General features: G+C 40.9%; 13 protein-coding genes. 1 reads left to right on the forward strand and 12 read right to left on the reverse strand.

Features of this window, described 5'->3' with window-relative positions:
* Window positions 1–11: 11 nt before the first annotated feature.
* On the reverse strand, window positions 12–377 hold the full coding sequence (locus tag HCJ30_RS09815) for an Asp23/Gls24 family envelope stress response protein (protein ID WP_003720130.1): 366 nt from the start codon (window positions 375–377) through the stop codon (window positions 12–14).
* A 296-nt stretch (window positions 378–673) separates the two neighbouring features.
* On the opposite strand from HCJ30_RS09815, the gene rpmB reads away from it, so the two are divergent.
* Window positions 674–862 (forward strand): 50S ribosomal protein L28, encoded by a 189-nt coding sequence (rpmB, locus tag HCJ30_RS09820; protein ID WP_003720131.1) that lies wholly within the window; start codon window positions 674–676, stop codon window positions 860–862.
* 95 nt (window positions 863–957) lie between these two features.
* Here the strand turns inward: rpmB and HCJ30_RS09825 are convergent, their stop codons facing one another.
* The 11 genes from HCJ30_RS09825 to gmk all read right to left on the reverse strand — a co-directional run bounded on the left by HCJ30_RS09825 (window position 958) and on the right by gmk (window position 12,824).
* Window positions 958–1,602 (reverse strand): thiamine diphosphokinase, encoded by a 645-nt coding sequence (locus tag HCJ30_RS09825; RefSeq protein WP_185391999.1) that lies wholly within the window; start codon window positions 1,600–1,602, stop codon window positions 958–960.
* A gap of 65 nt (window positions 1,603–1,667) precedes the next feature.
* A complete protein-coding gene (rpe, locus tag HCJ30_RS09830; protein ID WP_185392000.1) occupies window positions 1,668–2,324 on the reverse strand; it encodes a ribulose-phosphate 3-epimerase in 657 nt (218 codons plus the stop codon).
* A gap of 2 nt (window positions 2,325–2,326) precedes the next feature.
* Entirely contained in the window at window positions 2,327–3,202 is an 876-nt protein-coding gene (gene rsgA / locus HCJ30_RS09835; RefSeq protein WP_185392001.1) for a ribosome small subunit-dependent GTPase A, read from the reverse strand.
* An 18-nt stretch (window positions 3,203–3,220) separates the two neighbouring features.
* Window positions 3,221–5,188 carry a Stk1 family PASTA domain-containing Ser/Thr kinase gene (pknB, locus tag HCJ30_RS09840; protein WP_185392002.1) on the reverse strand — a complete coding sequence of 656 codons (1,968 nt, stop codon included), beginning with the start codon at window positions 5,186–5,188 and terminating at the stop codon, window positions 3,221–3,223.
* Window positions 5,185–5,943 carry a Stp1/IreP family PP2C-type Ser/Thr phosphatase gene (locus HCJ30_RS09845; protein ID WP_008948163.1) on the reverse strand — a complete coding sequence of 253 codons (759 nt, stop codon included), beginning with the start codon at window positions 5,941–5,943 and terminating at the stop codon, window positions 5,185–5,187. Before HCJ30_RS09845 ends, pknB begins: the two co-directional genes overlap by 4 nt.
* A gap of 22 nt (window positions 5,944–5,965) precedes the next feature.
* Window positions 5,966–7,300: a 16S rRNA (cytosine(967)-C(5))-methyltransferase RsmB gene (gene rsmB / locus HCJ30_RS09850; protein ID WP_185392003.1), complete on the reverse strand. Its 1,335-nt coding sequence runs from the start codon at window positions 7,298–7,300 to the stop codon at window positions 5,966–5,968.
* A complete protein-coding gene (gene fmt, locus HCJ30_RS09855; RefSeq protein WP_185392004.1) occupies window positions 7,301–8,239 on the reverse strand; it encodes a methionyl-tRNA formyltransferase in 939 nt (312 codons plus the stop codon).
* 13 nt (window positions 8,240–8,252) lie between these two features.
* Entirely contained in the window at window positions 8,253–10,646 is a 2,394-nt protein-coding gene (gene priA, locus HCJ30_RS09860; protein WP_185392005.1) for a primosomal protein N', read from the reverse strand.
* 4 nt (window positions 10,647–10,650) lie between these two features.
* The gene (gene coaBC, locus HCJ30_RS09865) at window positions 10,651–11,850 is read right to left on the reverse strand and encodes a bifunctional phosphopantothenoylcysteine decarboxylase/phosphopantothenate--cysteine ligase CoaBC (RefSeq protein ID WP_185392006.1); all 1,200 of its coding nucleotides are present in this window, start codon (window positions 11,848–11,850) and stop codon (window positions 10,651–10,653) included.
* A 153-nt stretch (window positions 11,851–12,003) separates the two neighbouring features.
* A complete protein-coding gene (gene rpoZ, locus HCJ30_RS09870; RefSeq protein WP_003762944.1) occupies window positions 12,004–12,207 on the reverse strand; it encodes a DNA-directed RNA polymerase subunit omega in 204 nt (67 codons plus the stop codon).
* Entirely contained in the window at window positions 12,207–12,824 is a 618-nt protein-coding gene (gene gmk / locus HCJ30_RS09875) for a guanylate kinase (RefSeq protein WP_003723071.1), read from the reverse strand. Before gmk ends, rpoZ begins: the two co-directional genes overlap by 1 nt.
* Between the last annotated feature and the right edge of the window lie 3 nt (window positions 12,825–12,827).

Consider the following 12,827-nt stretch of genomic DNA (forward strand, 5'->3'; position numbering starts at 1 on the left):
CATAATCCTCCTTATGATTCCTTGATTACTCGGACACCTTGAACATAAATATTCACTGATTCCACTGTAATACCGAGTGTTTTTTCTAGTGTGTATTTTACGCGCTCTTGTACGTTGTGCGCTACTTCGGATATTTTTGTTCCAAAGCTAACAATGATATACATGTCGATATGTATACCTTCCTCTTCTTGTCTTACGATAACACCTTTTGTATAATTTTCTCTTCTAAGAATATCGGTTAAACCATCACGAATTTGATGTCTACTTGCCATTCCAACGATACCAAAGTTTTCTTCGGCAGCTCCGCCAGCGATTGTTGCAATTACATCACTAGTAATATCGATTTTGCCAAGCTTTGTGTCGATTTCAATTGCCATTCTATATTCCTCCTTGTGGATTATATTCTCGTTCGATTATTTTTATTATTGATTTTATTTGATTATAAAGTCGTCCTTACCTATTTTACTATAATCACGGCCCTTTGGAAAGCATATCCTCCATTTGCTTGATTAATGCTACTTTTATGCTGTCAAGTAAAAATTCTTTGCACTATTTTCGCTTATCCTCTTGCAAAGTATACTTGTTTATGATAAATTATTCTAGTGTATGAAAAACAAATGGATAGGTTATTTTAAATAAGTTATCCGAAGAGCTCTGTAAGGAGGGGTAAACTATGGCTAAAGAATGTGTTATTACAGGCCGCAAATCACGTTCCGGTAACAAACGTTCCCACGCAATGAACTCCAGCAAACGTACTTGGAAAGCTAACTTGCAAAAAGTACGGATTCTGGTTAACGGCAAACCTAAAAAAGTTTGGGTATCTGCTCGTGCGCTTAAATCTGGTAAAGTGGAACGCGTTTAATTGAAGGAGAAATCAAGTGCAGCGACAATTATGTCGGTGCATTTTTTCTTTGCCTAAAAATAAAAAACACAGGCCACGTGCTCCTGTGTTTCTTGTTAATCATTACTTTGCGTTAATAAAATCATTCCGCTTGTGAAAGAAAATTCTCCTACTTGATCCACAAATTCATTACTTGAGAGTGCCGAGCCAACTGGATATGTAGCGTTATCAAGTGGATAAGCAAATCCTTTTAACGTCAGGCCTGTCACATCTTTCATCGTTGTAAAGGCGACGTATTTTTTGTCTGGCAACTTTTCAATTGTGTAGCTTCCTGGCGCGTACATTTTGATGTAATTATAGCGATCAATCAATTCTACGACTGGCACAGCGGCTAGAAAACGTGGTTTGGTTAGCATCATTAGATTCGCTAGTAAATGGTCTAAACGCCCTCCTGTGGCTCCAAAAATACGTATTATATCTGGTTGTTGTTCCATTGCCCAACTTAGGCCGATTTCCGTGTCTGTTTCATCTTTTTCAGCGGGAAATTCGAGCACTTCGTTTACTTTTGTTTTTAAATCTGCTAATTCTTCTATTGTAAGTGAATCAAAATCGCCCATCGCAATCGTTGGGACAATTCCTCTATCTAATAACCGTTTGGCTCCGCGGTCCACGCCAACCCAACTAATATCTGCATTCGTATATTGCTTTAAATCTGGAAGTTCTGACGCGGGTCCACCAACCATGATATGAATTATCTTCATTTTTGTGTCCCCTTCTTTCCTAACAAATAGGGCTGGAACGGTTGATGGTCCCAGCCCAAGTCGACTTACTCTCCTACAATGGCACGTAATTTATCAATTGGTGTTTGGCGATTTTTATTGCCGTAAATGTAACTGCCCGCTACAAATACATTGGCACCAGCGTCACGGCATAATTTTGCCGTGTCGTGATCTACGCCACCATCCACTTCAATCTCGATATCTAAACCTTTTTCATCCACGATTTTTTTGAAGGCGCTAATTTTCTCCAACACTTCTGGAATAAATTTTTGCCCGCCAAAACCGGGATTTACAGTCATAAATAAAACCATATCTAGTTCATTTAATACGTGTTGTAAAACGTCAATTGGTGTGGCTGGATTAAGTACTGCTCCGGCTTTGACACCGTAAGAACGAATTAATTGTAAAGTGCGGTGAAGATGCGTGCACGCTTCGACATGCACGGTAATATAGTCAGCACCCGCTTTTGCAAATTCTGGAATATACGTATCCGGGTTTTCAATCATTAAATGAACATCAAGTGGTAGTTTCGTTTCCGGACGAATCGCTTGAACAACAGCAGGACCAAAAGTAATATTTGGAACGAAATGTCCGTCCATAACGTCAATATGGATGTAGTCTGCGCCGCAATTTTCTACTTCTTTAATATCTCTCGCAAGATTTGCAAAGTCTGCACTTAAAATCGAAGGAGCTATTTTTCCCATTCTTAATACCTCGGCTTTCTGTTTTTTAATTCTTGTAAAATTTGGATATAGTGTTTATAGCGAAATTCGGCTATTTCATTTGCTTCAACAGCTGTTTTCACTGCGCAGTTAGGCTCGTTTTCGTGCATACAACCGCGGAATTTACAGCCACTACGTCGGTCTTCTATTTCTGGAAAACAAAACTGTAGTGTTTCCGGTTGTAAGTCATCCCATTCAATCGAACTAAAGCCAGGTGTATCGGCGACAAAACCATCACCAATCGGCATCAGCTCCACATGTCTTGTTGTATGCTTCCCGCGACCAAGTGAGTTGGAAATTTCTGCTGTTTTTAAAGTTAAATCGCTATTTAAGCTGTTTAACAAAGTAGATTTCCCAACGCCTGATTGTCCAGCGATAACCGCGATTTTGCCGCTAATGTAGTCTTTAATCGCTTCTTTATCCGGCTCATCATTTGTTACGAACACATCATAGCCGATATTTTCATAAATATCTTTATAGACCGCAATCTGCTCTTTTTCCGCTTCTGAGGCCAAGTCCATTTTGCTAATACAAATAACAGGTTTAATGTCTTCCTTTTCAATTGCCACTAAAAAACGGTCTGCTAGGTTCGTGGAAAAATCGGGTTCTACCGCTGAAAATACTAAAATTGCGATATCGATGTTTGCCACAGGAGGACGCACAAGAGCATTCTCCCGGGACATCACATCTAAAATATAACCGTCCGTTTTATTTTCGATTTGAAATTCTACATCGTCGCCAACAAGCGGGGAAATATTTCGCTTTCTAAAGTTCCCTCTTGCGCGACATTGGTAGACATTTCCTTCTGAAAATACATAGTAAAATCCGCTCAACGCTTTGATAATTTGTCCTTCCAGCACATTTCCTCCGTTCTATTTTTATTTTGGATAAGGGACTGTGCCTTCATCGATTACTTTACTATCGCTCATGATTTTATAACCTGCACTAGTACCTTCTTCAATTTGGAACGTGATTTCTACCGACGTGTTTTGTGTAATCGTCAATTCTCGGTAAGAACTTGTCATGCTGTGGTTTTTATCTTGAATGTAAATTTGGATTTTCTGTGGTTGTGGATTTTCTTCATCGCTCGGTGTATAGGCGATGTTAAACGTTTTCGTTACTTCTTTGACTTGTTTTTCTTTTGGTCCAGCAGAAATGACGATTTCAATCGTATCTCCCGCAGAAACATTTGATCCGGCTGATGGGGACTGCGAAATCACTTGTCCTTTTTCAACGGAATCAGAGTTTTCTTCTTTACTGGAAACTTTTAGACCAAGGGACGATGCATAATCTTCTACAGCTGTTTTCGTATAGCCTCGTAAGTCTTTCAGCGTGATCGGTTCTGCGCCTTTACTTACAACGAATTTCACGTTAGTTGATTTGGCTACTACTTCCGTTCCTTGTGCTGGCGTTTGGCTAATAATCATGCCTTTACCAACTTCAGAACTATACGCTTCCTCGGACGAAATATTTTTAAAGCCTTGTTGTTCGAGTAACGCTTTTGTATCAGTGTAGCTTCTTCCGGTGTAGTTTTCCATCGTGATTTTTTTCGAACCATTACTTACAAATAAATTGATTTTTGTTCCTTTTTCTTTCATTTCACCTGCTGCTGGGTCGGTATTAATGACTTTTCCTTCCGCCACTTCATCACTATTTTTCTCGGCGGTTTTCCCGATGACAAAGCCTTCTTTTTGAAGAAGCGCTACTGCTTGGTCTTCTGTTTTACCAGAAACATCCGGCACAGCTACTTCATCAGGACTCTTACCTAGAAGCCAAAGTAGTAAAATCGCAATCGCAAAAATGGCGATAACGGACGAAACGATGATAGCAATTTTCTTTTTCTTGCTCATTTTTTTCTTTTTCTTGCCTTTTTGCTCATCTGGTGTTGTTTCAGCTGCAGCTACTTTTCCTTCTGGGACAATGGTTTTATCGAGGTTTTTCATCGTTTCTTTCGTCGCGATAATTGGAATTGCTTTCGTATCACCATCATCTGTTGGGAAAATGTATTTCGGCTCGTTTAGTCTGTCTGGATTTAGGCAGGTTTGCAAGTCTTTTTCCATTTCTTCCGCGTTTTGATAACGTAAAAATGGATCTTTTGCCGTTGCTTTAATAATAATATTTTCTAGGCTTTGTGGTATTTCTGGATTTTGCGCTCTTGCCGACGGGATGTCCGCTTGTAAATGCTTAATCGCAATCGAAACTGCTGATTCACCGTCAAAAGGTACTTTTCCAGTTAATAGTTCGTATAACACGATTCCTAGCGAATAAATGTCTGATTTTTGTGTTGCCATTCCGCCGCGTGCTTGTTCTGGAGATAAATAATGAACAGATCCAAGTAAGGAATTGGTTTGTGTAATCGACGTTTCCGAAAGTGCCATCGCAATTCCAAAATCGGTAATTTTTACCACACCATCATGATCAATTAAAATATTTTGCGGCTTTAAATCGCGGTGAATAATATGATGTTGATGGGCAATTGCAACAGCAGAAACGATTTGTAGCATAATGTCGACTGCTTTGTCGTAGCTGATTGGGTGATTTTCGTGAATGTACTGTTTTAAGTCCATTCCGTCCACATGCTCCATCACTATATAATGTAAATCATTTTCTTCACCAACGTCGTACACACTAACAATATTAGGGTGAACTAAACTCGTTGCCGATTGAGCTTCTCGTTGGAATCGACGAATAAGGTTGCTCTCATCTGCTAAATCAATGCGTAAAATCTTCACTGCAACGTCTCTATCAAGAATAATATCATGCGCCAGATACACATTGGCCATTCCGCCGCCGCCTATTGCATGTAAAATCTTATATCGATCACTTAATCGCTTACCAATCATCATGAAGCGTCCCTCCCTTTCTGCGTCAGATCTCGTTCGACTAACAGCACGGTAATATTATCTTCTCCCCCATACGAATTCGCTTTTGTAATAAATACATCTGCTTTTTCGGAAAGAGTACGTTTACTTTTTAAAATTTCTTCCATTTCTACTTCAGGAACCATATTCGTTAACCCATCGGAACAAAGCAGTAACGTGTCGCTCGTTTGAAAAGGTACGACAAACGTATCGACTTCTACTTTTCCTTCTACGCCAAGTGCACGTAAAAGGATATTTTTCCGTGGATGATTCATGGCATCTTCTTTGCTAATTTCACCTGTTCTAAGAAGTTCATGTACGAGCGAATGGTCTTCGGTTAGTTGGCGTAGTACGTTATTTTGAAGTAAATAACCACGGCTATCACCAACATTGGCGATAACGACTTGTGACTGTGCCATAATTGCGGCTACAAGTGTTGTCCCCATACCATTCAAATCCATTTCACTTTCCGCATAAAGGACAATTTGTTTGTTGACTTCTTGAATTGTTTTTTGAAGCCACGTTTCAATTTCTTCTGCGGTCAAAAGTGCGGTCGTTTCTTTCCATGCGTCGCTTAGTAAACGAACAGCCATTTCGCTCGCCACGTCTCCTGCGCGGTGACCACCCATGCCGTCTGCAACAATGACAATTGGTTGGTTGTCTTTATTTTCAAAGACGCCACCATTGTCTTCATTATGATGTCTTATTCTGCCTCTATCTGTTCTAAATTCTGCATGCATTTAAAAGCACCTCACTAATTTTTCAGGACTTCACTTTTCTAAGGCTAGAAACGAAGAAACCATCGCTTCCAATATCTGTCGGTAAAAGTTGAATATAATCGTCCTTCTTGATTTGCGCCAATTTTTCAGGAAGTACAACAGGTTCTATCTTGAATTCCGGATGTTTCTCTAGGAAAGCACGAAGAACTGTTTCGTTTTCTTCCTTATCAATGGTACATGTACTATAAACTAATATACCATTTTCTTTCACCAATTGGCTAACATCATCTAAAATTGCTAATTGAATTTCTGCTAATTTATGAATATCTTTTTCGGTTTTCGCGTACTTAATATCTGGTTTTCTGCGCAAAACGCCAAATCCGGAGCACGGAGCATCGACTAAAATTCGGTCAAAAGTTGCTGGTTCAAACATCGTACTCGCAGTTCTTGCATCTAAATGGGCGGTACGAATATTGAGCAGCTGCAATCGTTTTGCGGCTTGATCAATCAGTTTCGTTTTCTTTTCATGGATATCAAGTGCATGAACCATTCCTGTGCCGTGCATTTTTTCTGCGATATGGGTCGTTTTCCCACCCGGAGCCGCACAAGCATCTAATACGGTTAAATTGTCTTCCAGTTGAAGCGCATAAGCCGCGAGCATCGAGCTTTCGTCTTGGATGCTACATTTGCCGTCTTTGTATGCTTTTGTTTCTGCTACGGAACCTTTTTCAACGAGTAATGCTTCGTCGATAAATTCATTGCGCGTCACGCTGATTCCTTGGTCGTTTAGTTCTTTGATTAATTGTTCAGTCGGAATTTCTGTTTGGTTCACGCGAATACTTTGGTGTGGCGCCACTAGAAATGCTAGGCCGATTTCACGCAATTTTTCGAGACCGTATTGCTCCGCCCATCTTTTCGCTAACCATTCTGGCAAGCTTGTTTCAATGGCAATTTTTTGAACAGGGTCTTTAATTGCCTCCATGCTTGGAACGCCTTTACGGATAATATTCCGCAGCACGCCATTGACGAATTTCGTTACACCTTGGTGCCCTAAGTCTTTTGCGATATCCCCTGCTTCATTTAAAATCGCATGTTCAGGAACTTTATCTAAAAAAGTTAATTGGTAAACGGACATTCTTAGTAAATTTTTCACCCAGTTATCTGGTTCTTTATTTAAAAACGGGGCTAAGTAGTAATCGAGTGTGATTTTACGCTGGGTTGTTCCGTATACTAATTCCGTCAAAAGCCCTTTATCAAGTGGGTTTAACTTTTGTTTTTTTAGTGCATCATTAATTAATAAATGACTGTATGATTGATTGTTTTCGATTTTAATGATGAGTTCGAGTGCAATTGCACGAACTGTTTTTTGTTTTTTCATTTATTCACCAAACCTTGTCGTCTTGCTTAGATTTCTGCCAGCACCGGACATGAAAGCATGGATATCCATCTTCGGTTTTCCTGCTGGTTGGATTACTGTTGGTACGATAAGTGTGCCGTCACCAGTGATGATTTTCAGTGTGGCTTTATCGGTTAAAATCGCGCCGGGTTCGCCGGGCATTGTTGTCTCTTCGTATGTCGCTTCCCAGATTTTAAACGGTTTTTCTTCGAGGGTTGTATAAGCAACTGGCCAAGGAGATAGTCCGCGAATTTGATTAAAAATCGTCCGGCCTGGTTTTGTCCAATCGATTTTTTCTTGTTCTCTGGAAATGTTGCGCGCGAACGTTACTTTTTCTGGGTCTTGTGGAATAGCGGTAATTTTTCCTGCTAAAAAGTCTGGCAGTGTGTCCATTAATAATTCCGCGCCTAGTTCACTCAATTTATCGAACATCGTGCCGGTATTGTCTTCCTCTGTAATTGGAATTTTGCGTTGGCTAATCATATCCCCAGCATCCAATTTTTCTACCATGTACATAATCGTAACGCCTGTTTCTGTTTTTCCGTCAAGTAGCGCATAGTGAACAGGAGCACCACCGCGATATTCTGGCAAAAGGGACGCGTGGACATTGATTGCGCCGTGCTTTGGTGATTCAAGTAAACTATTTGGCAAAATTTGGCCGTATGCTGCTGTTACAAGCAAGTCTGCTTCAAGCCCAATAAGTTCTTCCAGTTCACTTGAGGTGCGTAATTTTTCTGGTTGATAGACTGGGATATTTAATTCTAAAGCAGCTTTTTTGACAGGCGGTGGTGTTAATACTCGTTTGCGCCCCACTGGTCGGTCTGGTTGGGTAACCACTGCAATAACATCATACGCGCCGGCTAATTGTTCTAAAACTGGGACGGAAAATGCTGGTGTTCCCATAAAAATAATTTTTGTCATTGGTTTGCTCCTTTTACATTAATACGTAAGGTTGTACGTCAATCGTGATGGTTAGACCTTTTTGTTGGTCTTTTTGATAATGGGTGATTAAGGTTTTTAGTTCTTTTTTTAAGTTTGGTTCGATTTTATATTTGATGATGCACTGGTAGCGATATTTGTTTTTGATCCGGGTGATAGTGCTTGGTACAGGGCCAAGAATGACGGCATCTGGACCTAACTTCCCGCGTAAAAATTGGGCCATTTCTTGAATGGTGCGAATGGCTTTCATTTCGTTTTCATCGCTAACATTAATCATCGTTAAGTAATAAAATGGTGGATAAGAGCCCATTTTTCGTAGTTGCATTTCGTGATTATAAAAGCCGATAAAATCATGTTTTTTGGCGAATTCGATGCTGTAATGTTCTGGGTTGTAGCTTTGCACGACTACTTCGCCGGTCCGTTCGTGGCGCCCTGCCCGTCCGCTTACTTGTGTGAGTAATTGGAAAGTGCGTTCTGAGGCGCGGAAGTCTGGTAGATGGAGCATCGTGTCGGCATTCAATACGCCTACTAGGGTAATATCTGGAAAATCTAGTCCTTTGGCAATCATTTGTGTTCCGAGCAAAATATCGGCTTCGTGATTGCGAAAGCTTTTGAGTAATTTTTCATGGGCGCCTTTTGTTCGAGTTGTATCTACGTCCATTCGAATTACACGCGCCTCCGGAATTAATTTTGTTAGACTTTCTTCTACTTTTTGGGTACCTGTTCCAAAATAGCGAATATGTTCGCCTTCGCAGCTTGGACATTTTTGCGGGACACGTTCTTCATGGCCGCAGTAATGGCATTTCATTTGGTTGCTCGATTGATGATAAGTGAGCGAAATATCACAGTTCGGACATTCCACGACATAGCCGCAATCCCGGCACATCACAAAGGAAGAATAACCGCGGCGATTCAGCATTAAAACGGTTTGTTCTTTTTTGGCGATTCGATCTTTGATTTTTTCTAATAGCTCGGTCGAAAATTCGGTGCGGTTTTCTTTGCGTAGTTCTTCGCGCATATCCACGACATTCACTTCCGGCATCGCCCGATCATTGACCCGACTAGGCAACTCAATTAATGTGTAAACGCCCTTTTTCGCCCTAGCAAAAGACTCGAGTGACGGGGTGGCGCTTCCGAGAACAACCGGACATTGGTATTTTGACGCGCGCCAAATCGCTACATCTCTTGCATGATAGCGCGGATTATCTTCTTGTTTATAACTGGCTTCGTGTTCTTCGTCGATAATAATAATGCCGAGATTCTCAAATGGAGCAAATACGGCAGAACGAGCACCTACAACCACACGCGCTTCTTTTCGTTCGATTTTGCGCCATTCGTCGTATTTTTCTCCTGAAGAAAGTGCGCTGTGTAATACCGCCACTTCACTTCCAAAACGGCTTTTGAAACGTTCGACCATTTGTGGCGTTAAAGAAATTTCGGGTACTAAAACGATTGCTTCTTTGCCTTCTTTAAGTTTAGCTTCGATTGTTTGTAAGTATATTTCGGTTTTCCCACTTCCAGTAACCCCATGAATTAAGAAAGTTTCTTGTTGCTTTGCTGCGCTTATTTTCTCGCAAGCGGTTTGTTGGTCTGGCAGTAACTTGAGTGATTCACTTTTTTCAAATTGGTGGTTTTCATATGGGTCGCGCGAAATGATTTTTTCTTGGATAGCGAGCAAGCCTAGGTCTACTAGTTTTTTTATCGTAGTATCGGTTGTTTCGGCTTGTTTTTTCAGTTCGACTGCGGTAATTTCTGGACCTTCGAAAGCTTGAAAAAAGGCAAGTACGCGTGATTGCGCTTTGGCATTTTTGGGCATATCTTCTATTATTTCAGCTAATTGATGTGGCGCTTTGAGACAGCTTACGACACGAACTTTTTTGTTAGTAATTTTATTTTTTACTTGGTAGACAACTTCCACGCTACCTTCTCGCACCCATTTGCCAATTTGTTTGAGCAAACCGCGTGCTTCGGCTACTTTCCAGTCAAGCGTTTCATAACCTTCAAAAAGCTGTTCTAATTCTTTGTTTTCTTCGTCTAACCGCAAAAAGTATTTTTCATATTTCGCCCGTAGTGCAGCTGGCAACATAGCTTGGTAAGCAGACACACGAAAACTCAGTGTATCCTCTGCCAACCAGTCGCCTAGTTCCATCAATTCCTCATTTAAAACTGGCGTCAAATCCATCACGCCATCAATACCTTTTAATTTCGGATTTTCTTCTGTTTCACCAAGAGCGACAACAAATCCTTGTATTTTACGATTTCCAAACGGAACACTCACTCGCATGCCAGGGCGAATAAGTTCTTCTAAATCTTCTGGAATAAAATAATCAAATGGACGGTCCACTTGCATAGCAGGCACGTCCACAATCACTTTCGCAATTTTAATCATTCGTTCACTTCCTTAAAAAGTTAGCGGCTTCTTCGATGATATGTTCAGCAACTTCTTTTTTGTCTAGTATCGGTAACGCTTTGCTAGAACCATCTTTCCGGTAAAAGGTCACGATGTTCGTATCACCAGAAAAACCTGCACCCGCTTCGCTAATATTGTTTGCGACAATCATATCGGCGTTTTTCGATGTTAGTTTTTTGAGGGCATTTGCTTCTAAATTTTCGGTTTCAGCGGCAAAGCCAATCACGACTTGCTCGGCTGTTTTATGTTGACCGATTTCGAGTAAGATGTCTTTTGTTCGTTTCATTTCAATCGTAAAATCGCCTGGTTGTTTTTTAATTTTTTGGTCTGAAACTTGCGCTGGCGTGTAATCCGCTACAGCAGCCGTCATCACAAAAATATCCTGCGCGACTTTACGTTCATTCACAGCTTGATACATTTCTTCTGCGGATTCAACATAAATTGCTTCTACGCCAGGCGGGACAGGAAGTGCTTTGCTTGTCGTAACGAGTGTCACCTTTGCGCCGTGACGAACGGCAGATTCTGCAATGCTAAAGCCCATTTTGCCTGTGGAATGGTTGGTGAAATAGCGTACTGGATCCAGTTTTTCGCGAGTCGCACCAGCTGTTACTAGTACACTTTTGTCGCGTAATAAGTCTTTATCTTCTTGAAAAAATTCAGCAATGCGGAGAACGATTTTTTCTGGTTCTTCGAGACGACCGCGGCCAACGTAGCCACACGCCAAGTAACCTTCTTCTGGCTCGATAAAACGAACTCCATCCGCGTATAGTTGGTTAATATTGCGAATAACTGCTGGATGCTGGATCATATGGACATTCATTGCAGGTGCTACCCAAACTGGTGCTTCTGTTGCAAGAAGCGTTGTTGTTACCATATCGTCCGCGATGCCATTAGCCATTTTGCCAATTACGTTGGCGGTTGCTGGTGCGACAATAACTAAATCAGCCCAGTCGGCTAAATTGATATGTGCGACTACGCTAGATTTTTTTTCATCAAATGTATCGGTATATACGTCATTTTTGGATAATACTTGAAACGACAGCGGCGGAACAAATTCCTGTGCGTGCTCGGTCATCATGACTTTGACGTTTGCGCCGGCTTGCGTTAATTTGCTTGTAAGTGCGACTGCTTTATAAACAGCAATGCCACCAGACACTGCGAGTAAGATATTTTTTCCTTGCATCGATAAGTCACCTCATTTTAATATAAAAAATCATTACTTCCATTATACCTTAAATTAAGGCAGGACAAAACCATGAAGAAACGACATTTCCGCTTATTTTTATGATGCGTCTAACTAACAAAAAAGCCCCGCAAGAAAGCGGAGCAGTTTGGCTTATTTTTCGTCGTTTTGTAAAACTAATTTTCCAGCGTGAATTTCTTCTAACGCTTTACCAACAAATTTGTCGGATTGGTAGCTTGGCAATACGCCTTTATCATTTTCTAATTGCATGTAGCGTGCGCGTTTGGCAGCCACTGTAACTAGTGAGTATTTTGAGTCGATTTTTAACAATAAATTATCAATTGATGGATATAACATCATTGTAATCCCTCCAACATTTTTTTGTAGCGATGAATTACTCGCTCAGTTTTTAAGTGTTCTGTTTCGACGATGCCTTTGATTTTTTGTACGGCGTTTGATACGACATCATTCACCACAGCATAATCATAAGACGCCATCATTTCGATTTCTTTTTTGGCTGTTTCCATGCGTTCCTCAACAACTTCCATTGACTCTGTGCCGCGACCGATAATCCGGTTTTTCAGTTCGGATAAATCTGGTGGCGTTAAGAAAATGAAAATTCCTTCTGGCATCGCTTTTCGAACTTGCATTGCTCCTTGCACTTCAATTTCGAGAAAAATGTCCACTCCCGCGGCGAGTTTTTCCTCGACATATTCAAGCGGAGTGCCGTAATAGTTACCGACGTACTCTGCATATTCTAACATTTTTCCGTCTTTGATAGCTTGTTCAAAAACTTCTCGCGACCGAAAATAATAATCGACCCCGTCTTGTTCGCCTTCACGAGGAAGACGCGTTGTCATGGAAATAGAATAATCAAAACTTGTTTCTGGATCTTTAAAAACAGCTTCCCGAACAGTTCCTTTACCTACTCCAGATGGACCTGAAAGTACGATTAACAGTCCTCTTTCTGTCATCTT

The sequence above is a fragment of the Listeria cossartiae subsp. cossartiae genome (assembly GCF_014224155.1).
Taxonomy (GTDB): Bacteria; Bacillota; Bacilli; order Lactobacillales; family Listeriaceae; genus Listeria; species Listeria cossartiae.